Annotated in this window: 18 protein-coding genes and 2 pseudogenes; 12 read left to right on the top strand and 8 right to left on the bottom strand. The window is 34.0% G+C overall.

The features are described 5' to 3' along the window. Positions 1-136: 136 nt before the first annotated feature. Together dnaK and glmM are read left to right on the top strand one after the other, a co-directional pair. Positions 137-2341 carry a molecular chaperone DnaK gene (gene dnaK, locus GM3709_RS15135; RefSeq protein WP_066120905.1) on the top strand — a complete coding sequence of 735 codons (2205 nt, stop codon included), beginning with the start codon at positions 137-139 and terminating at the stop codon, positions 2339-2341. Between the two features lie 490 nt (positions 2342-2831). Next, positions 2832-4259: a phosphoglucosamine mutase gene (glmM, locus tag GM3709_RS15130; protein WP_066120903.1), complete on the top strand. Its 1428-nt coding sequence runs from the start codon at positions 2832-2834 to the stop codon at positions 4257-4259. A 32-nt stretch (positions 4260-4291) separates the two neighbouring features. Here glmM and GM3709_RS15125 read toward each other — a convergent pair whose 3' ends face one another. Then, positions 4292-4852 carry a 5-formyltetrahydrofolate cyclo-ligase gene (locus GM3709_RS15125; protein ID WP_066120901.1) on the bottom strand — a complete coding sequence of 187 codons (561 nt, stop codon included), beginning with the start codon at positions 4850-4852 and terminating at the stop codon, positions 4292-4294. Positions 4853-5318: 466 nt separating this feature from the next. Here GM3709_RS15125 and GM3709_RS15120 point away from each other — a divergent pair, with 466 nt between their 5' ends. Then, positions 5319-6323 (top strand): zinc-dependent alcohol dehydrogenase family protein, encoded by a 1005-nt coding sequence (locus GM3709_RS15120; RefSeq protein ID WP_066120899.1) that lies wholly within the window; start codon positions 5319-5321, stop codon positions 6321-6323. Between the two features lie 128 nt (positions 6324-6451). After that, on the top strand, positions 6452-6733 hold the full coding sequence (locus tag GM3709_RS15115; protein WP_066120897.1) for a YiaA/YiaB family inner membrane protein: 282 nt from the start codon (positions 6452-6454) through the stop codon (positions 6731-6733). Positions 6734-6833: 100 nt separating this feature from the next. Here the strand turns inward: GM3709_RS15115 and GM3709_RS15110 are convergent, their stop codons facing one another. Beyond that, entirely contained in the window at positions 6834-7160 is a 327-nt protein-coding gene (locus GM3709_RS15110) for a 30S ribosomal protein PSRP-3 (protein ID WP_066120895.1), read from the bottom strand. A 202-nt stretch (positions 7161-7362) separates the two neighbouring features. Between GM3709_RS15110 and GM3709_RS15105 the strand changes: the two genes are divergently transcribed. The 3 genes and pseudogenes from GM3709_RS15105 (at position 7363) to GM3709_RS15095 (ending at position 9323) form a co-directional block, all read left to right on the top strand. Continuing rightward, positions 7363-8100, top strand: coding sequence for an HAD family hydrolase (locus tag GM3709_RS15105; RefSeq protein WP_066120893.1), 738 nt, complete (start codon positions 7363-7365; stop codon positions 8098-8100). Positions 8101-8117: 17 nt separating this feature from the next. Continuing rightward, positions 8118-8654, top strand: a pseudogene (locus tag GM3709_RS15100) (opioid growth factor receptor-related protein). Between the two features lie 9 nt (positions 8655-8663). Next, positions 8664-9323: a class I SAM-dependent methyltransferase gene (locus GM3709_RS15095; protein ID WP_066121977.1), complete on the top strand. Its 660-nt coding sequence runs from the start codon at positions 8664-8666 to the stop codon at positions 9321-9323. 86 nt (positions 9324-9409) lie between these two features. On the opposite strand, the gene GM3709_RS15090 is transcribed toward GM3709_RS15095, so the two are convergent. After that, positions 9410-11041, bottom strand: a complete 1632-nt coding sequence (locus tag GM3709_RS15090) for a Ppx/GppA phosphatase family protein (protein WP_066120891.1) — start codon at positions 11039-11041, stop codon at positions 9410-9412. A 135-nt stretch (positions 11042-11176) separates the two neighbouring features. After that, entirely contained in the window at positions 11177-11896 is a 720-nt protein-coding gene (locus tag GM3709_RS15085; RefSeq protein ID WP_066120889.1) for a tetratricopeptide repeat protein, read from the bottom strand. A gap of 275 nt (positions 11897-12171) precedes the next feature. Here GM3709_RS15085 and GM3709_RS15080 point away from each other — a divergent pair, with 275 nt between their 5' ends. The 4 genes from GM3709_RS15080 (at position 12172) to GM3709_RS15060 (ending at position 17766) form a co-directional block, all read left to right on the top strand. Next, positions 12172-14292, top strand: coding sequence for an EAL domain-containing protein (locus GM3709_RS15080; RefSeq protein ID WP_066120887.1), 2121 nt, complete (start codon positions 12172-12174; stop codon positions 14290-14292). Between the two features lie 502 nt (positions 14293-14794). Continuing rightward, positions 14795-15523: a hypothetical protein gene (locus tag GM3709_RS15075; protein WP_197671845.1), complete on the top strand. Its 729-nt coding sequence runs from the start codon at positions 14795-14797 to the stop codon at positions 15521-15523. 171 nt (positions 15524-15694) lie between these two features. After that, positions 15695-16249 (top strand): FHA domain-containing protein, encoded by a 555-nt coding sequence (locus tag GM3709_RS15070; RefSeq protein WP_066120885.1) that lies wholly within the window; start codon positions 15695-15697, stop codon positions 16247-16249. A 335-nt stretch (positions 16250-16584) separates the two neighbouring features. Next, the gene (locus tag GM3709_RS15060; RefSeq protein WP_066120881.1) at positions 16585-17766 is read left to right on the top strand and encodes an aspartate aminotransferase; all 1182 of its coding nucleotides are present in this window, start codon (positions 16585-16587) and stop codon (positions 17764-17766) included. A gap of 23 nt (positions 17767-17789) precedes the next feature. Here the strand turns inward: GM3709_RS15060 and GM3709_RS15055 are convergent, their stop codons facing one another. Both GM3709_RS15055 and GM3709_RS15050 read right to left on the bottom strand, forming a co-directional pair. After that, positions 17790-18581, bottom strand: coding sequence for an aminotransferase class IV (locus GM3709_RS15055; RefSeq protein WP_066120878.1), 792 nt, complete (start codon positions 18579-18581; stop codon positions 17790-17792). A gap of 26 nt (positions 18582-18607) precedes the next feature. Beyond that, complete coding sequence (locus GM3709_RS15050; protein ID WP_066120876.1) at positions 18608-18808, bottom strand: hypothetical protein; 201 nt, start codon at positions 18806-18808, stop codon at positions 18608-18610. A gap of 333 nt (positions 18809-19141) precedes the next feature. On the opposite strand from GM3709_RS15050, the gene purE reads away from it, so the two are divergent. Then, positions 19142-19669, top strand: coding sequence for a 5-(carboxyamino)imidazole ribonucleotide mutase (gene purE / locus GM3709_RS15045; protein ID WP_066120874.1), 528 nt, complete (start codon positions 19142-19144; stop codon positions 19667-19669). A 17-nt stretch (positions 19670-19686) separates the two neighbouring features. Here the strand turns inward: purE and GM3709_RS15040 are convergent. Both GM3709_RS15040 and GM3709_RS15035 read right to left on the bottom strand, forming a co-directional pair. Beyond that, a pseudogene (locus GM3709_RS15040) lies at positions 19687-20953 on the bottom strand (IS701 family transposase). Between the two features lie 168 nt (positions 20954-21121). After that, positions 21122-25039: a DNA-directed RNA polymerase subunit beta' gene (locus GM3709_RS15035; RefSeq protein ID WP_066120872.1), complete on the bottom strand. Its 3918-nt coding sequence runs from the start codon at positions 25037-25039 to the stop codon at positions 21122-21124. Positions 25040-25112: the final 73 nt, after the last annotated feature.

Here is a 25112-nt window from a genome sequence, read left to right as displayed (position 1 = left end):
GACCTTCTCAATTCTGTTCTTGATTTTTTTGATAAACTAAATAATTATAGTAAAGTATAAAAACCTTGATTATAGGAAGCATGGTGCTGTACGATCGAGGGTAAATAACGAGAACAAACTGGAGAAATTAGCAACAATGGGTAGAGTCGTTGGAATAGATTTAGGTACAACAAACTCAGTGGTGGCAGTGATGGAAGGGGGAAAACCTCTCGTTATTCCTAATTCAGAAGGTAGTCGCACCACTCCTTCGGTGGTAGGTTTTAATAAAGATGGTGAATTAGTTATTGGACAAATGGCTCGACGACAAGGGGTGTTAAATCCGCAAAACACCTACTATGGTATTAAGCGTTTTATGGGACGTAAATATACAGAATTAAATGATGAGTCGAAACGTGTCCCCTATACTATTCGTCGAGATGAGATCGATAATATTAAAATCCGTTGTCCTCGTCTTAAAAAAGAATTTAGTCCAGAAGAAATTTCCGCAATGATTTTACGCAAGTTAGCGGAAGAAGCAGAAAGATATTTAGGAGAAGAAGTCACTGGGGCAGTTATAACTGTACCGGCTTATTTTAATGATGCCCAACGTCAAGCCACGAAAGACGCTGGAAAAATAGCTGGTTTAGAAGTGTTAAGAATTGTTAATGAGCCGACGGCGGCCTCCTTAGCTTATGGTTTAGAAAAAAGACGCAGTGAAAAAATTTTAGTATTTGATTTAGGAGGAGGCACTTTTGATGTTTCTATTCTTGAGGTGGGTGACGGAGTTTTGGAAGTTAGGGCCACTAGCGGTGATACTCAGTTAGGGGGGAATGATTTCGATCGAAGAATTGTGGATTATCTTGCCCAAGGGTTTTTGGAAACTGAAGGAGTCGATTTAAGACGGGATAGACAATCCTTACAAAGACTAACAGAAGCGGCTGAAAAAGCCAAAATAGAGTTATCAGGAGTTAGCAATACGGAGATTAACTTACCCTTTATCACGGCAACGGAAGAAGGGCCTAAACATATCGAAACAAGCCTTAGTCGTGCGAAATTTGAGGAATTATGCGGTGATTTGGTATCGAGGTTGCGTCGTCCGATTCAACGGGCTTTAAAAGATGCTGGTTTAAGCCCTGTACAGATTGATGAGGTTGTCTTAGTCGGTGGCTCAACCCGTATCCCTTTAGTACAAGAGTTGGTGCGTAGTTTTATCGATATTGAGCCTAATCAAAATGTTAATCCTGATGAGGTTGTAGCCGTAGGGGCAGCTGTTCAAGCTGGAATTTTAGGCGGTGAGGTCAAAGATATTCTACTCCTTGATGTGACCCCTTTATCTATCGGTGTAGAAACGATCGGAGGTGTGACTAAAAAACTTTTACCCCGTAATACGACAATTCCCGTGAGAAGATCAGATATATTTTCAACGTCAGAGAATAATCAAACTTCCGTTGAAATTCATGTAGTTCAAGGGGAGCGAGAAATGGCAGAAGATAATAAGTCTTTAGGGCGTTTCAAATTAACGGGTATTCCTCCGGCTCCTCGTGGGGTACCACAAATTCAAGTATCTTTTGACATTGATGCTAATGGTATTTTACAGGTGATTGCAAGAGATAAAACGACAGGGAGAGAACAAAGGATTATTGTACAAGGTGCTTCTACTTTATCACAATTAGAAGTCGATCGTATGATGAAGGAAGCTGAAGAATTTTCGAGGGAAGATAGAGAAAGACGAGATAGAGTAGAAAAACGTAATCGAGCAAAAGCTTTGACGGATCAGGCGCAAAGACGTTTAAGGGAAGTTACCCTCGATTTTGGCAGTCAATTTACTAATCCCTATCGCCGTGATATAGAAAATCTTTGTAGTGAGATTCTCGACAGTTTAGAAAAAGATGACGATCGACGTTTAGATAGAAGCCAAGCAGATTTGCAGGATGTTCTCTATGAGTTAAACAGAGAAATTAGACTACAATATGATGATCAAGAAGAAGGATTTTTCGAGTCTATTAAAAAGACTTTCATCGGTGATGACGAAGATGACTATAATCCTAGAGATAGAGGTGCGGTATATCGCAATCCTGATACAACTTTATATGGTGCAAGGGTAAATCCTAGCCGAGATGGTAGAGATTACCGAGATTATGATAATCCTAATAATTATGGTTATGGTAGTGGAGGCTTATCTTCTCCTCGCAATCCCAAAAGTTCTCAACCTACTTCATCTCGTTCTCAACCTCGCCGTTATGACGATTATCCTCCAGAAGACGATCGAACTGTTAGTCGTGGCAATAAACGTTACAACGTGGGGAAAAAGCGAGATATTCCTTATGAAAATGGTTGGGAAGATGATGATGATTGGTTTTAATTATTATTAAGACGAAGATTGAGTTGTTGATTTATAACTATTTCTCCTTACTCCTATTCTTGATCTGTTAGACTACTGGAGTAAACTATGATAAAAGTTACAAGCATTTTCTCATAACATTAGGCCATTTCCAAGAAAGAATTTACCCATCTTCTTTATAATTTCCTCTTTGTGTTTTGGGGGCTAGGGGGATTTAGCAGGTATATTTATTATTAGAAATCACCTTATACCAAATGGGTTCTATAGAGCAGAATTAAGACTATAGAGTTCTAAGTCAAAAATCGTTAATTTTCAATAGCTATGAAAATTTAAAACATTGCCTTTATTTATGCACCTTGGTAATAATCATAGAAATGAGAGAAAAATAGATGGATATTAATTTTTTAAGCTATAATCCCACTTAAATATAAAATTATTGGGGGTGTTAAGGACATTTTCGTTAATTTTAAGCCCCTAATTATATAAAATACTATTGTGTGAGGAATTAAATATGGTACTTTCTTTTAGTAAAAACTCGTTAGATTATAGTGTCTCAAAACCTAGTGATCGATTACCTGAAAAGTTATTTGGTACGGATGGCATTCGAGGCAAAGTAGGGGATTTATTAACTCCTAATTTAGCTTTAGAGGTAGGGTTGGCGGCCGGTAGTGTTTGGCAAGAATTTAAAGCGTCTGAAGGTGTGATTATTATTGGACAGGATTCTCGCAATTCTAGCGATATGTTATCTATGGCGATCGCATCTGGTTTAACTTCTCTAGGGTTGGAAGTGTGGAATATCGGTTTATGTCCAACTCCTTGTGTTGCTTATTTAACCAAAACAACCGAAGCGATTGGTGGTATTATGATTTCCGCTAGTCATAATCCTCCGGAAGATAATGGGATTAAGTTTTTTGGTTCTGAGGGTACTAAATTAGATAAATTATTAACAAGTGCGATCGAAAATACTCTGCGAAAAAATATTGATGGAGAGATGAATGTAACGGGGGGCAAATGTGGTAAAACTCTCCAACCCCATCATTTAGTACAAAATTACACTCACTTCTTAAAAACTTCTTTACCTTCAGACTTAGATTTTACAGGAATGCGTATTGTCTTAGATTTGGCTTGGGGTGCTTCTGTTGAACTCGCTCCATCCGTTTTTCAGGCTTTAGGTGCTGAAGTTATTTCTCTTCATTGTAATGCTGATGGTGATCGAATTAATGTTAATTGTGGTTCAACTCACTTAGGAAAGTTACAAAAAGCAGTACAAGACTATGGAGCAGACATGGGATTCGCTTTTGATGGAGATGCCGATCGAGTTATGGCGGTGGATGCTCAAGGGCGTGTTATTTGCGGTGACTACATTCTGTATTTATGGGGAAAGTATTTAAAGGAGAAAAACCAGTTACCCGATAATTTATTAGTAAGTACGGTTATGGCTAACTTAGGTTTTGAACTAGCATGGCAAAAACTAGGCGGTAAATTGATGCGTACGGCGGTGGGAGATCAATATGTTCAGGCAGCCATGTGGGAAACTGGTGCAATGTTAGGGGGTGAACAATCCGGACATATTCTCTGTCATCATCATCATTTTTCAGGAGATGGTTTACAAACAGCTTTACAATTAACTGCTTTAGTACGTCAACAAGGGGATTGTTTAGTCTCTTTAGTAAATGATAGCTTTACTCAGTATCCTCAAGTATTAAAGAATGTAAGGGTAGAAAACAGAGAAAAACGCTTAAATTGGCAAAATTGTGATGCTTTACAACAAGCGATCGCCGAAGCAGAAACAGCCATGGGAAATGAAGGTAGAGTGTTAGTAAGGGCTTCGGGTACAGAACCTTTAATTCGGGTAATGGTAGAAGCACAAAATCATGATTTAGTCAATCATTGGACAGATTATTTAGTCAAGGTTGTGGAAGAAAACTTAGCAAACTAAGGAATGGGGAATGAGGAATATTCTTATGTATTTTATCCTTGAAAAAATATTCCAAATTCTGTACACACGGCCTTTAAAGGCTTATCCCATAATTCTACTGGGAGATGATCTACATAGGCAAAGTCAAAAACAATGCCTATGGTTGGGATTTTTTGCCACAAAAGAGAGTCTAACATTCGATCGTAATATCCCCCACCATAACCTAAACGATAACCTCTTCGATCGATCGTCACGGCGGGTATTAAGATTAAATCAACGGTATCTGTATCAATAAGAGGAGAATTAAACAAGGGTTCAGGAATATTATAAGCCCCTGTTTGTAGATTATCTCCCCATTGCCATTGATGCCAAATTAAACTTTTGCCCTCACAACGAGGTAAACCCCAAATAACTTTATTTCTTTGATGTAAAAGGGTTAAATCTGGTTCTTGTTTAAAGCTAAAATAACTTAAAACGACTTTTGCTTCACGAAAAATAGAAGTATTTAATATATTCTGACAAATTTGATTACTTTTCGATCGATATTCTTGAAGGGGAAGTTGTAACCGTTTTTGAAGATATTTTTTTCTTAAACGTTTTTTTTCCTCAAACATAACTGTAATTAATAAAAAGTTTATAACAATGGTTTTAAACTAAAAAAATTTATAACTAATTTATTGCAGTTATTAGTATTATTATTAATAATCATTTTTCCTCCATTAGTTAATTTTTGACCTTCTTTATCCAATAACACAATATAACATTCTTAAATTAATTTAGTAAAAAGATATTAGCTTTAAAAAATTTTTATAGCAATTTCCAGACTAATGAGGTACGCTTAAATCGTTTAATAAAGCCGACTTTAATTTTATTTTTGTACCTAGTAACCATAAAAAACGCTATAATACTTTTTTCTAATAATTGATTATTAATATCCTATTTGAGATTACTATAGAAAATAAAATTTAATTAAACTGTTTTAAAATAGATTTTCTAAATTTTATCTATCAAGTATTTTATTTCTACTTTAAAATCTCATTATAAAACTAAAAATTTATTTTTTACTACTTGTTGATTATGATGAAAGCGATTGTTATGACTTGTGCAGGAGATGTTGATGTTCTTACTTTACAAGATGTTGCCATTCCTTCTATTAAAAAATCTACTGAAGTATTAGTTAAACTCAAAGCCGCCGGGGTTAATCCCATTGACACAAAAATTCGCAGTCGAGGTACTTTTTATCCAGAATATTCCTCTGCTATTCTAGGTTGTGATGGTGCAGGTATTATTGAAGCCGTTGGAGACGAAGTAACAAAATTTAAGATAGGAGATGAGGTTTATTTTTGTGCAGGTGGATTAGGTAAGCCTGACACGGGAAATTATGCTGAGTATGCTGTTGTAGATGAAAATTATGTGGCGTTGAAACCGAAATCTTTGTCTTTTGCGGAAGCGGCTTGTGCTCCATTGGTGTTAATTACTGCTTGGGAATCTTTATTTGATCGAGTAAACTTAGATAACCATGACACTGTTTTAATTCATGGTGGTGCTGGTGGTGTCGGTCATGTTGCGATACAATTAGCAAAGATAAAGGGTGCAAAAGTGGCAACGACAGTCAGTAATCCTGATAAAGAGCGGTTAGTGCGAAAATTAGGAGCAGATTTGCCGATTTTATATCAACAACAGTATTTTATCGAAAGTGTCCTTGATTGGACAAAAGGGAAAGGGGTTGATGTGGGTTTTGATACCGTGGGGGGTAAAACTTTTTTTGACACTTGTAAAGCCGTCAAAGTTTATGGAGATGTGGTGACAATTCTTGAACCAGATAGTAACATTGATAGCTTAAAATTAGCCCGTAGTCGTAATCTAAGAATTAGTTTAGAGTTGATGTTAACTCCTGCTTTAATGAATTTATCGGACGCTTTAAAACATCAAGCTCAAATCTTAACCCAGTGTGGAGTATGGTTTGATGAAGGTAAGTTAAGTATTCATGTGGAGCAAACTTTTCCTTTAAAAGAAGCCTCTTTGGCACACAAAACCATCGAGCAAGGTTCAGTAACTGGTAAAATTGCTTTAATTATTGACTAGAAAATATCAGAAATTTATAAGACTAAGATAGGAAACAAAGTAAGCCAGTTAAAAAAGTGTCTCAAAGATAAGCCCGATCGAGAAAACAAAATATTATGATCGTAGTAAATTAAAATGGAGATAAAATCATGGGTAAAGAAAATTTTAATCAAACTCACAGCAGTGCATGGGTGATTCAAACTTGGTTATCTTTTATTATTTCTATTGGAGCTACTTCGATCGGTATAATTTATTTACCTGTAGATGTATGGATTAAAGGGTATATGGGGATGGGATTAATTTTTTCTGTAGGCTCAACGGTTAGTTTAACAAAAACCCAGAGAGATATTCATGAATCTAGCAGAATTATTGCTAAGTTAGAAGAAGCAAAAGTAGAAAGAATTTTAGCCGAACACAATCATATTAACTAATGTTGACACAAAAAGTCAAATATAGGATACAGGATACAGGATACCTTAACAAATAATTGTTATTTCTAGTCCTCATTCCTCATTCCTTATGGTGATTAAGTTAATTTGTACCAGAGAAGACTACTGAAGGGAATTTTTGTTGAGCTTGAAGCATACTCGTTACTCTACCTTTTTCTTGCCAGAAATTAATCACTTCTGTAGCTTGGTTAAGTAATTCAATTTTTTCATGATCAGTAATCCAGTTTTTCTTGTCTAACTCATCTTTCAATTCTTGCCAAGCATCGCTACGAGGCCAAAAATAATAAGGGGTTAAAGGGCTAGTACCTTTACTGATAACATAATCAACGGCTAAGGCGACATCTTTATCTAACCAAACCACTTTTAATACGAACCGAGAATCAATTTTTGTTTGAACGGCGGATTCCAATTAAACCTCCAAATAACAACTTTTACACATAGATAATTTGACATATCGATTAATTATAACCTAATATGTGCCATTAGAAATTTTTTAAAAAGTATTTTGGTAAAGACAGAGAGTAGGGTGTAGGATATAGGGTGTAATTTTAAAAACTTAGATGATCAGTTTTTACAGTTTTTACACACTCAATTAAGGGTTTTATTTCACCATGGTTAATGTTATTTGTAAAGAAAAAATATTTAAAAATATAGAAGCGATTATTTTTGATAAAGACGGCACATTAGCAGATTCAGAGAGTTTTTTGAGAGAATTAGCATTAAAAAGAGCACGATTAATTGATGCTCAAATACCGGGTATTTATGAACCTTTACTTATGGCTTTTGGCGTAGAAAATGACTATCTCAATCCGACAGGTTTAATGGCAGTAGGAAGTAATCGAGAAAATCAAATTGTGGCGGCAGGTTATATCGCTGAAACGGGAAAAAGTTGGTTTGAAGCATTATCGATCGCATCTGAATCTTTTAATAATGCAGAAAAATCCTTTCCTATTCGTGGCAAAACTTCTCCTATATTTGCAGGAAGTCTTGAAGTATTACAATTCTTAAAACAAAAAGGTTTGAAAATGGCAATTTTATCAGCAGACACTACCAAAGGAGTAAAAGAGTTTGTGGAAAATCATCAATTATCGGATTATATTGATTTAATAATGGGAGTTGATACGGGATTATTTAAGCCTGATCCTCGTTTATTTTTACAAGCCTGTGACAAGATGAATGTAAAGCCTGAAAATACCTTAATGATAGGAGATTCTCAGGGGGATATTGCTATGGCAAAAAATGCGAAAGCGGGGGGAGTTATCGGTATTTGTTGGAAATATCCAGAAGCACCTCATTTAAACACAGCAGATGTAGTTATTTCTGATTTAGCAGATTTACAATTATCTTAAACTAGCAGGTGAATAATATGGAAGATAATAACCAAAAATTAAACATAATTATTCCTTTTTATTTAGGAGAAAAAGAAAATATAAGTCATCTTAAAATTACAGATATTTGGAGGTGGGATTTTGCTAAGTTAGAATGTACTCATGATTATATTCAATGGTTATTCCCTTTAAATGAGGCTAGTTTTTATAATCCTGATGCACCTATTTTAGATTCAGAAAGTATAAATTATTTTAGAAAAAATCAGATTTTGAGGGATAACTTAAAACGATCGTTATTAATAATGTTAAGGTTTTATGGTTTAACTTTTAATCGTAGTGAAGGGAAAATTTTTATTGATAAAGGAGATAATTATTTAGCCCGTAAATCTTAATGGATTAGTTATCGAAATCATAATTATTTACGTCTTACTCGTATTTTAAAATGTTTGAGGATTTTGGGATTAGAAAAATATGCTAAATCTCTTTATAAATGTCTTAGTAAAATTTATTTAGAAGAAAAAAAATTTATCGGTGAAACAACTTTTAAATATTGGCAAAAAGCTATAATTAATTGAAAATTTATGATCGATCGAATTTTAGAACCAGAAGTCATGGATAATGACATAGAAGCCTATGAATATGATCAAATGGACTTCACGGAAGTTAACACAGATTTTGCGTTATTAGCAAGTAAATTAGGAAGAAATGAGGGAAAGGTCTTAGATATTGGCACTGGAACTGCTAGAATACCTATAATTTTATCAGATTTATGCCCAAAATGGCATATTACGGCGGTTGATTTAGCCGAATCAATGCTTAAATTAGCTCGTCAAAATATTAAAAAAGCCTCTAAATCCGAACAAATTACTTTAACTTTGGTTGATGGTAAAAAGATGTCCTATGAAGATAATACTTTTGATCTAGTTATTTCCAATAGTTTGGTTCATCATATTCCTAACCCCCTAGATTTATTTTATGAGATCGATCGAGTTGTGAAACCTGACGGGAATATTTTGATTAGAGATTTATTGCGCCCTGTCTCAGAAAATGACATCGAAGAAATTGTGACAGAGGCTAATTTAGACTATAATCCTCGACAAAAACAGTTATTTAAGGATTCTCTACGGGCGGCACTAACTATAATGGAAATTGAAAACATCCTATGGCAAATAGGTTGGCATAATGCTCAAATATATCAATCTTCTCCTCGTCATTGGACAATAATTAATATAAAGTTAAGATAATTAGTTATAAAAACTTTCTACCTTCTTTATGTATTTACGAGAGAAAATATTAAAACTATTTAAACGAACATGATATAAGGAGTTTCTTATTTACTAATGTATCGATGAAGGGTTGTTAATACTTTTACTTGAAATTCTTGCTCAAAAATGGGTTTTTTATAGTCCAAATTCCATAATTCTAAAGCACAATCATCATCCGGTTGAGTTGGGGTTAAATACAGATGCAATTGTCTATATTCTTGATCATATCTGCATTCTAAGTTTTTTATTGCTCCAATTTGTCTTCGATCGAGGGCAATAGCTAATCTAAGAATAGCACTTAATTGTTTGATAATTTTACGATGATTATCTGATAAACAAGCATAAGTTTCGTGTTTGCGTTTGGGTTTACTTTTTCGATGATAACGAGCAATTTGGGCAATTAACTCTATTTCAATCTCACTAAAACCCAATAACTCAGCATTGCGAATTAGATAGTAGGAGTGTTTGTGGTGGGCAGAGTGAGAAATATATAAACCAGAATTATGTAATATGGTGGCTGACCAAAGATATTCTCTTTCTAAATCTCCCCAACAGTGTAATTGATTTTTGGTACTATCAAAGATATTTAAGGCAAAATGGGCGATTTTTTCGGCATGAGGTAAATCTACCTCGTATTTATGAGCAATTTTATACACATTTCGAGGTCTAACTTCTCCTTGAAAGGCAAGACGATCTTCAATATAGCCATTTTGCAACATCCAGTCAACTATAACTCCTTCTCTTAATGCTCGTTCACAAATAGTGAGAGAATCAATATCAAGCATTTTCATGGCTTCGACTAAAATAACGACTCCAGCAATAATAATTTCTGCCCTACGCTCAGACATTCCTGTTAACGTCGATCGTTGGCTATAATTCATGAAGATTAGTTTATTTAAAATAGTTTCTATCTCACGTCTTGAAATTTGATAACCATTAAGAGTTAAAGGCTCAACTCCCTGATTTTCAGTGGCATGAATTAAGGCTAAAGCCTCTGAAGTACCAGATGTGCCGACAAAAAGCGGTTTTTCCCCTATCTTAAGGGCGTGTTTAAATTCTTCCACAGGGCGCTCTAACATCCCTCTCACATAAGCCTGTAAAGCAATTAATTCTGTGGAGTTGATGGGATCAGTATGGATAAAATCTTGAGTAAGACGCACTGCTCCTATTTTTGTGCTACTTAAAAATCTAGTTTCTTTACTATCTCCTAATATTATTTCCGTTGAGCCTCCGCCAATATCAATGACTGAATGAACTTTCCCACCAAAATCCATACCAGATAAGACTCCTAAGTAAATTCTTCTAGCTTCTTCCTGCCCAGAAATCAAGTCAACTACTATACCTAATTCTTCTTCTATCTGTCTTAAAAATTCTTTACCGTTGGGTGCTTCTCTTGTCGCACTGGTAGCAACGGCAATAATCTGATCTACTTTAAGGCTTTGGGCTAGGTGTTTACAGCGTTTAAGGGCGGCTAAAGAACGATTTATGGCTGTTTTTGTTAGATTTCCCGTTTCATGATCTCGATCGCCTAATCTTACGGTATCCTTTTCTTTAGCGATGATACTAAAAGAAGGTATTTGAGCATTAATTTGCACTACTACCATATGAATGGAGTTTGTACCAATATCGATCGCACCTAGAATACAATCTTTTAAAGGTCTTTTTTTTGCCAACTCACTGCTATAGATACTTACCATAAATCTGTTACTTCTTATAAAGTTGCCTTTTAAAAATACTATTACAGTTTGAGTCACTGTCGATCGAGCATTTATATTTTCACAGAAAATAACTTTTTAGATAGACAACTTCTAGGAAGTCAGAGAATAAAATATTTAAGCTAAAATCTGATAACAAATAGTTAGCTGTCGAATTATCTCCTCCTCAACCTCATAAACTTCTTGCAGTTTTTCATAGTATATAATCGCATCTCGATATAAACATTGTCTTTGATAAATAGTAGCGATTTGGTGTAATGTCCAATAGTCATTAGGTTTAATGGTTAAAGCCTGTAGATAACTTTTCTTGGCATTTTCCCACTGCTTTAATTTCTGCTGACATTCTCCTTGCCAATAGTAACTCCAATAGTCATGGTGACGAATTTTTAAGGCTTGTTGGAAATAATCTAAGGCTTGGAGATATTTTTGGTGATGATAATAAGATTTTCCGAGACGAAAAGTTGCCCAATAATCTTGCAGTTTATTATTTAAGGCTTTTGTAAAGCATTTGATAGCTTCCACATGATTTTCCAATTTTTTTTGCCAAATATAGCCTTGATCATACCACGACCAGTAATTATCTTTTTCAATATCACAGGCTACTTGCAAACTGGCAACTGCCTCGGCATATCTTTCTAACTCTTCTAATACTTTGCCTCGATAATACCATGCAAAATAATCATCAGGATGATACTCGATCGCTCTTTCATAACTATATAACGCATCTTGAGACAAATTACGTTCTCTAAGTTGGTTAGCTTGATAATACCATCCCTGATAACTGTCAGGGCGACATTCCAAAACTCTATAAACCTCATTCACATTACTTACTACCATCGTATCCCCTTTTGAATGATAATGTTTAATTTTTTAAATCAATATCTTTAACAAATATATGTTGATATTTTTTGCGACACTTTTTTTAAACTAGAGAATATTCTCAATTTAGTTAACAAAGCCTATAATCTCAAGGATTTGCAGACAGATTTATAGGATGATTGTGATGTTCTCTTATTTTTGACTGGATCGCTAAAGAGTTTTGATTTATGATTAACACTATTATAGCAGTCAGCAATTGATCAAGCGTAGAGAAAAAAAGGTGACCACATTTAATGAATAGTAATCATCCCATTAGACACATATTAGCAGTAGAATCTGGAACTTGGAAAAAAAACTTTTTTCTGGATAAAAATACCTATTCAATAGGGAGAAATTCTACTAATTCTTTTATTATTAATCATCGAGTTATTTCTCGAAATCATGCCAGTTTAATTAAAGTAACTTATTTTTCTCAAAAAGATAGTCATCAATCAGAAAGTATTTTTTGGCTTGTGGATGGAGATTTGAAAGGGAATAGAAGCACAAATGGTATATATGTTAACGGTAAACAGTGTTTTTCCCATCTATTAAAACCGGGAGATATAGTTTTTTTTGGAGGGATAGAAGTTAAAGCTAAATATGATATTGTTAATTTAGAAACTAAGACTTTTTTTAGTTTTAATTCTCAAGAACAAATTTCTATTTTTAATGAAGAAATGAGTGAATTTGAATCTACAGATCTCAGTTTACCTGTTATTGAAAATAAAGATTTAGAAAAATTTGAATTAATTTCTGAAGGCATTTTAATCATTGATTTAGACACTCAACAAGTGTTAATGGCTAACTCTACTTATAGCAATATAGTTGATTATCCTTTTTCAGATATTATTAGTTTGAAAGTAGAGGATTTATTTGTTATACATAAAGATGTTATATCTCATGATTTTAATGTTATAAAAAATTATCATATTTCTAGTATTAGAGAGTCTATTCATCGAAAAAAAGATAATAGTTTAGTTTCTGTTTTAGTAAAATATACCCCTATTATTTATAATAAAAAAAGATGTTTATTTGTTTCTGTTCAAGATATTAATGAATTGAAAAAGATTGAGGATATTATTAGGTTTCAAACTAATCATGATCCCCTCACTAATTTGCCAAATAAAAGATTATTTATGGAACAATTATCTCTTTCTTTGGGACATAATCATATTAAACAAGAAGAATTAGCTATTATTAAATTACGTCTTAATTATTGGCGAGAAATAAGTTCTTTTTTGAATATTGATCCTGAAAATAAATTTTTACATAATCTTATTAAACAAATAAAAAATACTCTTTCTGCTGGTGATACGATCGCAAAATGGTCAGATGATGAGTATATTATTATGATTGAAGAAGCTAAAAATCATGATAAGATCGATCGAGTTATTAAAAATATTTTAGCGAATATTAATAAAGTTTGGACTATCGAAGATAAATGTTTTTTAATTACCCTTAATTTTGGAATAAGTATTCATCCTCAAGATGGGAAAAATATTCAAGAATTATTAGATAATGCTTCCAAGGCTCTACGGTTAAGTTATATAAAATCGATTAACAGTTATCAATACTATAATTCAGAACTTATTGAACCGCAAAAATCCCTAGAAAATTTAGTTTTTCAAGCTATAAAAGCCAAAAGTTTATCGGTAAAATATGATCCGATTGTTAATACTCAAAATCAGGAATTTTTTAACTTGAATAGTCGTATTTCTTTGAAAGATAATGAGGAAGAAGCTTTAACAGATATATCGATATTAACAACAGCTTCCTCTATGGGGTTAACTCCAAATTTAATACATTGGTGGCTAGAAAGTATTAATCAAGATATAAAATTATGGGAAGAGACGGGTATTATTATTCCCAAAATTAGTGTTAAAATACTTCTTTCTTCTTTGGGTGATAGTGAATTTGTTAAATATTTAGTGGAGATAATAAAAGAAAAAAATATAATTAATTTGGAATTAGATATTATTTGTGATCGATCGATATTTGATCTAAAATTAATAGAAGAAAATTTAGTAAAATTAAATGAAATAGGTGTAAGTTTTGCTCTCTTTGATTTCGATGTTACTAAATTTAGCGACTTAGATAATAATAAAGTTAAGTTTTCTACTTTAAAAATTTCAGATTCTCTTACCAGTAATTTAGAAGACAATTCCCCGAAAAGACCATTAATTTACAGTATAATTAGCTTGGCTAATGCTCTTAATGTTAAAGTAATAGCAGAGGGTATAAGTACAGAAACTCAACGAGATATTCTTGTTAATTTAGGTTGTGAAGAAATGCAAGGAATATTATTTACTCCTTCACTTTCAGCTGAAAAAATAATTACTTTTTGTCCTAGTTTACCTTTTGAGGTTATCTCATAAAATAATTATGTTTTATGACTCTGTTACTTTGAGTGTCATAAATTATTCCTTGAAAAAAGTGTTAGGTATTAGGTGTTAGGTTAAATGCAGACGGTTAATTTATCACAAATTCATTTTTCAATTTTTGTAATTTTTATAATCCAAACCTTCTAAGGTTTATTTGAATTTATCATAACTACTGTAGAAAAACCTGTTCTATTTAGATCTTGCAACTCTATCATAAATTCTAGGTGATAAGAGGTAAAAGGGAAGAAGGAAAAGTGACAACAATTGATTTTAAAACTCCTAAAATTGATTTTTCTCGTTTTGCTTTTTAGTACTATTGTACTTATATAAGATCTGAGTTAAACCTGAGTAATCTTTTTTAATAAAATTGAATGAAAAAAAAAGAAGAATCATCAAAAAAAATGAGAACTTTCGCTCTTTTATTTCCTCTCATGTTTTAAAATAATATTAACTTTTGTTAAAAATATTAATATATATATCAAAATATAACTTTATAATGAGTTTTTTTAAGCCTCAACAACCAATTTTACAAAAAAAGCAATTATCTTTTAATTCACAGCAGTTAATTTCCCTGAGATGTTTAAGGGTTAAATTCTTAGAATTTATTCATCTTTCAGGTATTTATACTTGTATTGATCAAGCTATGATGATATGGGGAGTTGTAGCAGGTATTATTTTTATGGGGGCTCAATTTTTATCCATTAATTGGACAGATCAAGCTATTTTTTGGTCTATTATTACCTTAATCGCTATCATTATTATGATAAATCTAACCCATTCTTGGACGATGGTGGAGAAAATTGCTTGGTTATTATATGGATGGGTTGCCTTAATGGTTATCGGAATCATTATTACAGATTGTTCGATCGTTTATCATTGGGGAATCATCCTATCTCATTTGTGTCACTTGTGGCTAATTTTAAGCACCATTGGTTATGGATTAACCGCTTGGGGAATGCGATCGAGAGCCTTTGTGATTGCGACTATAGTTCATGGGATTAGTATCGGTTTTTTGCCTTGGTTTAGCAGTTATCAATTTGCCATAACAGGATTAATTATGATGAGTAATCTTTTAATATTTGCTGAAGGACAATGGGATATGCTATTACCAAGAGAATTAAGAGAATATCTACCTCAAACTATTAATAATACCTCTCACATCACAGGAGTTAGAAATCATGATTCACTGGTAAGAATTAAAACTTTTGTCACTAATAATATGTAAAAATTAAGTTAACTAAAAATATGTTCATAAGGTTACTTGTTAACAATAAAAGTATTTAAAACTCTATATTTATTTACTTTTGTCTTGTTAAAAAAAACTACATAAAAATTCTATATATAATTATTTTCTCTATTTTGATTGATACTTAGTTATCAATTTTTAATTAAAATCATGACTATTATTTGTACTGTTTGTGGTTACGATCAAAATTCTGATGGTTTAGAGTTTTGTGATGCTTGTGGTGCTGAACTGCCTATAAATACAACTATTGAGCCTTCTTTAACTCCTTCAACGGAAATAACTGACATAAACGAAATTACCGCCACTATAGAAGTTTCTCCTTCTTCCTCAATTCCTGATACTTTTGGGGTGGAAGGAAGTCATATCGCTAAGTTAATTTGTAAAATGCCAAATCCCGCTATTGCTGAATTTTCGATCGAGAATTATAGTTTAATTGGTATATTTGATCCTGATACTGGCCCTGTGGATATTGACTTAGAGAATTTTGTCGGTGGTGAAACGGTATCTCGTCAACATGGAGAAATTTATTGGGAAAATGGACAATGGATGATTAAAGATTTAGGCTCGACTAATGGCATTTTTATTAAAAAATTAGGTAATAATCGTTTTAATGCTCGTATTACAACCCCTGAAATCATCGAACATGGAGACGAAATTGCGATCGCAAAAATCCGTTTTAGTTTTAAAATAGATTCGGAAAAATAATAAGGTTTCTAACATCGAACTCAGGTGATCCTAGACAAAACAAGGAATGGTTAGGGTTACTCCAATCAGTGATGTTGTTTGTTTCTCCTTTAGCTTTAGTTATCAAGCCTTTTAGCATATCAATTTTTAAATTATCACGAATAATCGTCAAAGTTTTTGTATTTCTTAATTCCAAATTTTGATTATATTGCATTAATACCGAATATCATGGTAGGATAAAGGGTTATCTTCGTTGTTTATACCTGAAAAATGTCTTTATTTAGTTTAATAATTAAAATTGATATATTTGAAGTTTGTTAACAACTTTTTGGATGCTTTAGAGATAAAATTTACTCATGAAAATTAGTTGGATTAATCGTGCCGATCGCTTAAGTGCTTTACCACCTTATGTTTTTGCCCGTTTAGATGAATTGAAAGTCAAAGCCAGAGAACAAGGCCTAGATTTAATTGACTTAGGTATGGGTAATCCTGATGGAGCAACTCCTGAACCCGTTATCGAAGCGGCAAAAAAGGCGTTGAATGTCACAAAATATCACGGTTATCCTCCCTTTGAAGGTACAGCTAATTTTCGTCAAGCGATCGCCAATTGGTATCAAAGACGTTACCAAGTAGATTTAAGTGCCGATAGTGAAGCATTACCCCTATTAGGTTCAAAAGAAGGCTTATCTCATTTAGCTTTAGCCTATATTAATCCCGGAGATACCGTTATTGTTCCCAGTCCCTCTTATCCAGCTCATTATCGAGGGCCAGCTATTGCCGGAGCCAACATTTATGCACCCATTCTAAAAGCAGAACAAGATTGGGTATTAGATTTAAGCAGTATTCCTGAAGATGTTGCCCAAAAAGCCAAAATTCTCTATTTCAACTATCCCAATAATCCTACCAGTGCTACTGCTCCTCGTAGCTTTTTTGAGGAAGTGGTCTCATGGGCAAAACACTATGAGATTATGCTAGTTCATGATTTGGCTTATGCCGAATTAGCTTTTGAAGGATATGAACCCACTAGCTTATTACAAATAGAAGGTGCAAAAGATATTGGGGTAGAATTTCACACTCTCTCAAAAACCTATAACATGGCAGGTTGGCGTGTGGGTTTTGTGGTGGGTAACAGCGATATTATTCAAGGATTGCGCACCCTTAAAACTAATCTTGATTACGGAATTTTTAGTGTGATTCAAGCGGCCGCTGAAACTGCTTTACAATTACCTGATACTTATATTCATGCAGTACAAAAAAGGTATCAACAACGGCGAGATTTCGTCATTGAAGGGTTAAGTAAATTAGGATGGAGCATGAAACCTTCTAAAGCGACAATGTATTTATGGGTGAAAGCTCCTCGTAGCTCTAATTCCACAGATTTTGCCCTCGATTTATTACAAAAAACGGGAGTTGTCGTAACTCCGGGTAATGCTTTTGGAGAAGGGGGAGAAGGTTATGTGCGTCTTAGTTTAATTGCAGATTGCGATCGTCTTGGGGAAGCCTTGAAACGTTGGGAAAATGCTGGAATTTGTTATTAAATATCCTTTGTTTAAATTTGCTTTTATTTAACTCGATGATAAATTTTTTTTAAAAGTAAAATACTAGGATGATTAACGTTATATGTTGTGATGATTTCTCCTGTTTTAATAGTATTAAAAGGGATTATTTCCATCACACTATTACTATAAACGATCGTTTCTAACTCTTGCACAAATGTTTGTGACCAATGATTAATTTCTATAGGAAAATCTGCTTTTTCTAGGATCATTTTTCTAGCTATACCGGGTAAAATACCTGTTTCCAGAGCCGGAGTAAACCAAATTCCCCGTTTATATCCCCATAAATTTCCCGTGCTGGTTTCTAACCAATTATGGTTTAAATCCGTTAATATTGCTTCATCATAACCTTGTTTTTGTGTCTGTTGTAAAGCTAACCAAGGACTTAAATAATTACCTGTTTTATGTAAAGGTAAAGAGCGTTGTATTTGTGGCTCGATCGAAACTAAACCTTTTACTCCTTTTTTTTGTTTTTCTTCTAAATTTAATGGCAAATTACGTCCGATAATTAATTCTTTACCATCAGGAAAAAGAGTGATTCTTAGGACTGGAAAATGTTCTAATAAAACTGTTGCTTCTTGTTCTATTTTTTCCCAGTGTGGCATCATCCATCCAAATTCAATAATACTAGATTTAAGTCGATCGCAGTGACTATTCCAATTAGTTAAAGGATGAAAAAGAGACTTTTCATAAACTCTTAAAGTTGTAAAAATTGTTGCACCATACAACCAAGTAGAATCATAAATATCTAACTCAATATAGTTACCTTCTTTTAATTGTCCATTATGGTAAAACATTGAACTTTTTTTCTTAAATCAAGTACTTATTTATATAAATTTTCTCTAGCCTGATGTGCGACAGTTAGAGAAATAATCCGAGAAAATTGACTAGCATTATATGATTGAGAACTTAGTAAAAAACTCTTATGAGAGTCTGCCATTAAAGAAGCAAAAAAACCGACTACTACATAAATAACTAAACAATTACGAATAAAAAGAAATTGACCATTAACTTTTTTTAACATAACCGAAAAAACTGAAAGTTTTAAATAATTAACTTTGATATTATTTTAGACTGATTGATTAATCACAAGGTTCCCTTTTAATTATCAAATCATATCTCATAAATCAGAAAAAGTAATCTTTTTTTATTTTACTGACCAAAATTTTCGACAAAAGTCTTTAATTTTGATTAAACATGAACGACAATCTGAAGTCATATCGCAACAAAGGAGATAATTAGGAAATTTATAAATTCTGAAACCCTTGCATATTAGGTATTTTTCTTCTGCCTTCTGCTATAGTATATATTTAATATTTTTTTAAAATTGTATCTCTTCGATCGAAATTATTAGTTAATGCTTACAACATCTCCGGAAATTGCCATTATCATGGGTAGCGATTCTGATTTACCTACCATGAAAAGTGCGATCGCCATTTGCGAAGCCTTTGAAATTATTTATGAAGTAGAAATCGTTTCTGCTCATCGAACCCCTTTAAAAATGGTAGAATATGCCCAAAATGCCCATAAAAGAGGATTAAAAGTAATTATAGCGGGGGCTGGAGGGGCGGCACACTTACCCGGTATGGTAGCATCTTTAACTCCTTTACCCGTTATCGGAGTTCCAGTTCAAACTAAACACTTACAAGGAGTCGATTCTTTATATTCTATTGTACAAATGCCAAGGGGAATACCTGTTGCAACAGTGGCTATCGGTAACGCTGAAAATGCTGGTTTATTAGCCGTGAGAATTTTAGCTAGTCAACAACCTGAATTACTGAAAAAAGTTGAACGCTATAGTAAAAATTTAGAAATTATGGTGAACAAAAAACAAGAGGAATTAAACAAATTAGGTTATCAAGAATATCTAAATATAAATAAATAACGGTACTTAGACAAAAATTATGCCCAAATAAACCCTAAACTTGCTTTATATAAGCTAAATACTTCCACATTATCTTTTAACCATTGAAAGAAACGAAAAGATACTGCCGTCCGAAACGCTTCCAATGCCTCTGCAAAAGTATTTAAGGGTTTATTTCCCCATTGCCTTCTCAATCCCCCTGTCAAACGATGCCATTGAATAAAAGTATCGGCGCAAAATACCAATATAAAATGTCTCATTAAACTTCTTTTATTTCTCACTTGGTATTCTGATAAGCCTAACCATCCCTTAATTTCACGGTAAAATACTTCTATCCAATTTCTTGATGTATAAGTTTCTACTATCCAATTTGCACAGACTTTTTCTCCTGTTTCATTGGTCATTAAATAATCAATATCTGTGGACTTTTCAAAACTGGGAGCATTCATGACGATAGCTACGGTTTTTATTCCTGATAAGGCTGATAATTTAATTTTTATGGTTGCTACCCAAAGAGTTTTTTCTCTATTTTTACCTGTTTTTATTTCTTCAAAACTCTCTTGAGGTAATAATTTAGCTATTTCATCTATTCTTTTTTCAGACTCTCTCAAATCTTCTTTTACTACTTGTACTAATCTATTTTTTGCAATAATTCCTATATATTTTAAATTTTTTTGTTCTAATTTTTCTAATAAATTAGTATTGTTCCCATAACCCCCATCCATTAAAATTATTTGAGGATGGTAATTTCGGTTTAAACATTTTTCAATTAAATTAAAGGCAATATCGGGTTTTTTTTGAAATTGTGGGTCATCTTTTCCCAAGGGGAAATTTTCCGCTTTTTCATATAATTCAACGTCTAAGGGAAAACTTCTGACCCCATCATAAATGTGGGTGGTGACTGCGGATATTACCATTATCAGTTTTGCCAATTTCACCAATATATTGTCGTCCCACACAGTCAGTAAAATTGCCACTTTTACGATGACCTGAATCATCGATAATTAAAGAGAAAGAGCGACTTATTTTAGTTTGACGACATGAGGCAATAATTTCTAGTCTTTTATTATTTACCTCATCATAATTCCAAGTGGATTCTGTTAGGAAATGATGTAACTTATGATAAGTAATATCAAGATTATTATGGGCAATTTGAGTGAGATTTTTTCTTTGAGAATCACCTAATAAACCGCCCAAATAATTTCTAAACTCTCGTTTTTGTGCTTTTGTTTTTAATACAGGGTCTATTTTTTGGCACCAACGCTCGAAACAGGGTGGCATTGATGAAGATGTGATTTCTTTCATTTTGACCTAAAAACAATATAATGTAAATATTATAGCTTAATTGTTGTTATTGTTTTGTCTAAGTACCGATAATAAAGGCTACTATAGCAATAAAAAAATATAGGGGAGCAATACGTTACTCCCCATACAATTAAATTATTGGAAATGTAGAATAACCTTTATTTTCGGTTAATCATCATCGTCATCGTAGTCATTTTGATCATCGTCAAAATCATCATCGTCGTCAAAATCATCATCGTCATCACGATCGCTATAATCGCTAATTAAGCTATCATCATTTAATGAATCATCGGGAGACAATACACGGGCAACTTGATCATCAATAATTACATCTTCAACTTCACTAATTGATAAAGAATTATTTTCTTCTTGTTCCCAAGAATCACTATAAGAGATAGTAGTAGAAACATTGGGTTCAGGATCGTCCCAATCGAGATGTTGATCATAGGCATTATAACCAGTACCGGCAGGAATTAAACGTCCAATAATTACGTTTTCCTTCAATCCTCGCAACCAATCTGATTTACCCTCGATCGCTGCTTCTGTCAATACTCTTGTTGTTTCTTGGAAACTAGCCGCCGAAATAAAGCTATCGGTGTTTAAACTAGATTTAGTAATACCCATAAGCATAGGAGTATATTGAACAGGGGCGCCACCAGTAATAGACATGGTTTCGTTATCTTTTTCGATTTCTCGTAACTCCACCAATTCCCCCGGAAGACGAATCGTATCACCACCATCATCAACTCTTACCTTAGAAGTCATCTGACGAACAATTACTTCAATATGTTTATCAGAAATATCAATACCTTGAGATTGATAAACCCCTTGAACTTGATTGACAAGAAATAATTGAGCTTTTTGTAATGCGGCCAATGCGGCATCATACATTCCCATATGTTCCTGATAATACCCATAAAATACCTCTAACATTTCATGGGGGCTAGGAAGACCATCTGTTAAAGGTTCACCTACTTCTACCCGTTGATTATCATTCACAATAATGTTTTGATTTTGGTTAAGAGGATACTCTGAAATAGTACCGTCATCTTCGATCACTTTAACATCGATCGCTTCATCATCCCGATATTCTACCTGACAAATACCCGGACGCTTTGCTAACAAGGCTGGTTCTTTTGGTTTACGGGCTTCTAATAATTCCTCAATTCTTGGTAAACCTTGAACAATATCCCCTGTTTTCGCCCGTTCAAACACGAGTAATACTAAATTATCACCCCGTTGTACTAAGTCTCCTTGTTCGATGTGTAAAATCGCTCCAGCAGAAACACGGTAAGGACGAGCATAACGTAAGATTATTTGATCATCTTTAATTTCTAAAACTTGTCCTGATTGTTTAGCATTAACATTAGCAGTTAATGATTGTCCTTGAGTAATATAGTCGCCAACTTTACAAGTTGGTTTTCCATCAATTTTAACGGTCATTAAATCATCTTCTCTGACTACTAAAATACGACGAATTGCCTCTAAACCTTCCCGAACACCTTGAATAGTACCATCTTCCAAACAAAGAATTTCAGTAGTACCAACTACAGCACCCGGAGCAATTTCCTGACCATCGGTGACTAATACACGAGTAATAATATTTGCATCACTTTCCATTTCCCGACGCAACATCACCGATTCTAACACCACAATTTGCAAACGGAAACCATCTTCATCCGTTTCATGGGGTATTAATTCAATATCCGCACTCATACCCTCAACAGTTTCTAAGACTAATTGAGTTGTAACAAGTTGTACTCCTTCAACACTTTTAACTCTTTCACCATCTTTAAAGAAAGTACGCAATACAGGACGTAGATTAATAGCACCTCCTGCACTATTTAAGGATTCTTGGGAAGGAGATTGAGTTGTGTTAAATATTTCATACTGTTTCATAGGACGAAGTAATAACCCCACCCCTTCGTTAGTATCCACAAATTCCGCCAAAAACTCATCTTCTGTTACCGAACCGGGAGCAATTTCTGTACCCGGAGGGATGATTGTCCCATCTTCGATCGTGGCTAAGTAATCAGGATCTAAGTCCATGTATAACTGTCCGGGTTTAACGATAATTTCCCGTAAAATATCATTTTTCTGAATTACTTCTACAATACCGCTCGATTGACAGAAAATCTCTTTAACTACTTCTGTACCTGCTTCCACATATTGACCATCTTCCACTAATAAAAGAGAGATGTCTTTATTGATTTCGTGGCTTTCTTCAGGAATCCAGATTAAAGTACCTTCTTTAATGACTTCATAGCCTTGTTTACGGTTGCCTCGCCCTGTTTCCAACCCAGCGTAGCGCATGATACCACCAGTGTTAGTTCGGAAAGTATCATCAATTAATTCTGCTACTACTTGATTATTTTGAACTTTTGTACCAGGTACAACTTTTAAGGCAAAACGATCGCCTTTTGGAGTATGAATAACATATTGTTGTTGACTGCCATTATGTTCGAGGTAAATATCAGCTTGATCTAAAGATACAGAAGCCGTGATAATTTCAATTTCTCGACTGCCTTCCTCAAAACGACAAACCCCACCGCTTTTAGTTTTCAGCTTGGTTTCTGCTAATACTGAACCCTTAGAGATTTTACTCCCATTTTTGACCACAGGTTCAGCACCGGGAGGTAAGTTGTAAACTTGTCCTGAGAGTACCCAAATTAAGCCGTTACGGGTTACAGTAGTAGTGGTGTTACCCTGTCTATCGGTTTTACTTTCAGGAGAAATATCAGCAAAATAAACCTCTCCAGAGAGATCAGAAGAAACATCTTTGGTGACTCTTTCTGTCGATCGAGTTTTTTGAGGCATTACTTCGGCTAATAAATCTTCAACCTGTACTATATCTCCTTCTCTGACGGCTAATAAACTACCTGCAGGAACATTAATTTTTTGATCCCCCACAAGAATATTACCAGCGATTTCCACCAATAATTTTTGATCCCCGTGGCGAGTACGAGTATCACGGACTTTTAGCTTTTTATCAAATTTAACAGTACCTGCTTTGGGAGTAATAATACGTTGGGCAACTTCCCCAGTAAACACCCCACCAGTGTGGAAAGTACGCATGGTTAACTGAGTACCTGGTTCACCGATAGACTGGGCGGCAATAATACCGATCGCTTCACCCATATTTACCCAATCTCCATGAGCCAATGACCAACCATAACATTTTTGACACACAGAACGAGCCGTATCGCAAGTAAGAGGAGATCTGACCTTTACTTTATCAACTGCATTACCGATTACTTTAGCTAAATTAGCATCAATAGCCTGATTACGAGTACCAATAACTTCTCCAGTGGCTGGATCAATAACATCTTCTCCTAAAACTCGCCCTAAAAGTCGATCGCCTAAAGGAATTAATACCCTTTCCCCATCCTTCATTGGCAAAACAGTAACGCCTCTGGTTGTACCGCAATCAGTCTCACGAATAATTACATCTTGAGAAACATCTACTAAACGACGAGTCAAATAACCAGAGTCAGCAGTACGCAAAGCAGTATCAACTAAACCTTTTCTTGCACCGTAAGAAGAAATAATATATTCTGTTACCGTTAATCCCTCACGGAAATTAGTTTTAATGGGTAAATCGATGATTTCTCCTTGAGGATCAGCCATCAAGCCACGCATACCTACTAACTGACGAACCTGACTAATGTTACCCCTTGCTCCAGAAAATGCCATCATATAGACAGAATTGAGGGGATCTGATTGACGGAAATTACGCACCACTTCATCTTTCAAAGATTCTGAAGTATCATTCCAAGTATCAATTACTTTTTGGAAACGCTCAACTTCCGTGATTTCCCCATTAGCATAACGATTTAGAGTATCCTTGATGGTAGTTTCTGCCACTGCTAACATTGCTTTTTTGCTTTCGGGTACTTTCAAATCTTCTACACTGATAGACACTGCCGCTTGAGTGGCATAGCGAAAGCCCATAGTTTTTAACTTATCACAAACAGAAGCACAACGAGAAGATCCGTGTTCTGTGAAAGTTTTAGAAATCAGTTTTTTGAGAGAGCCTTTATCAATAACAGTGTTATAGAAAGTTTGAGTTTTTTTCTCTGTAGGCATATTTCTTAGTTGATAGGTAAAGGAAAGATCAAAGATCGAAATTAAAATTAGTAATTGTTATTTGTTAATTGTT

The sequence above is a fragment of the Geminocystis sp. NIES-3709 genome, assembly GCF_001548115.1.
GTDB lineage: Bacteria > Cyanobacteriota > Cyanobacteriia > Cyanobacteriales > Cyanobacteriaceae > Geminocystis.
This window is presented reverse-complemented; position numbering and strand designations above follow the sequence as displayed.

Coding starts and splice junctions, on each gene's coding strand:
- glmM (WP_066120903.1), top strand. CDS start 2,832: ATGGTACTTTCTTTTAGTAAAAACTCGTTAGATTATAGTGTCTCAAAA.
- GM3709_RS15105 (WP_066120893.1), top strand. CDS start 7,363: ATGGTTAATGTTATTTGTAAAGAAAAAATATTTAAAAATATAGAAGCG.
- GM3709_RS15090 (WP_066120891.1), bottom strand. CDS start 11,041: ATGGTAAGTATCTATAGCAGTGAGTTGGCAAAAAAAAGACCTTTAAAA.
- GM3709_RS15125 (WP_066120901.1), bottom strand. CDS start 4,852: ATGTTTGAGGAAAAAAAACGTTTAAGAAAAAAATATCTTCAAAAACGG.
- GM3709_RS15085 (WP_066120889.1), bottom strand. CDS start 11,896: ATGGTAGTAAGTAATGTGAATGAGGTTTATAGAGTTTTGGAATGTCGC.
- GM3709_RS15120 (WP_066120899.1), top strand. CDS start 5,319: ATGAAAGCGATTGTTATGACTTGTGCAGGAGATGTTGATGTTCTTACT.
- GM3709_RS15075 (WP_197671845.1), top strand. CDS start 14,795: ATGAGTTTTTTTAAGCCTCAACAACCAATTTTACAAAAAAAGCAATTA.
- GM3709_RS15050 (WP_066120876.1), bottom strand. CDS start 18,808: ATGTTAAAAAAAGTTAATGGTCAATTTCTTTTTATTCGTAATTGTTTA.
- dnaK (WP_066120905.1), top strand. CDS start 137: ATGGGTAGAGTCGTTGGAATAGATTTAGGTACAACAAACTCAGTGGTG.
- GM3709_RS15060 (WP_066120881.1), top strand. CDS start 16,585: ATGAAAATTAGTTGGATTAATCGTGCCGATCGCTTAAGTGCTTTACCA.
- GM3709_RS15055 (WP_066120878.1), bottom strand. CDS start 18,581: ATGTTTTACCATAATGGACAATTAAAAGAAGGTAACTATATTGAGTTA.
- GM3709_RS15115 (WP_066120897.1), top strand. CDS start 6,452: ATGGGTAAAGAAAATTTTAATCAAACTCACAGCAGTGCATGGGTGATT.
- purE (WP_066120874.1), top strand. CDS start 19,142: ATGCTTACAACATCTCCGGAAATTGCCATTATCATGGGTAGCGATTCT.
- GM3709_RS15035 (WP_066120872.1), bottom strand. CDS start 25,039: ATGCCTACAGAGAAAAAAACTCAAACTTTCTATAACACTGTTATTGAT.
- GM3709_RS15080 (WP_066120887.1), top strand. CDS start 12,172: ATGAATAGTAATCATCCCATTAGACACATATTAGCAGTAGAATCTGGA.
- GM3709_RS15070 (WP_066120885.1), top strand. CDS start 15,695: ATGACTATTATTTGTACTGTTTGTGGTTACGATCAAAATTCTGATGGT.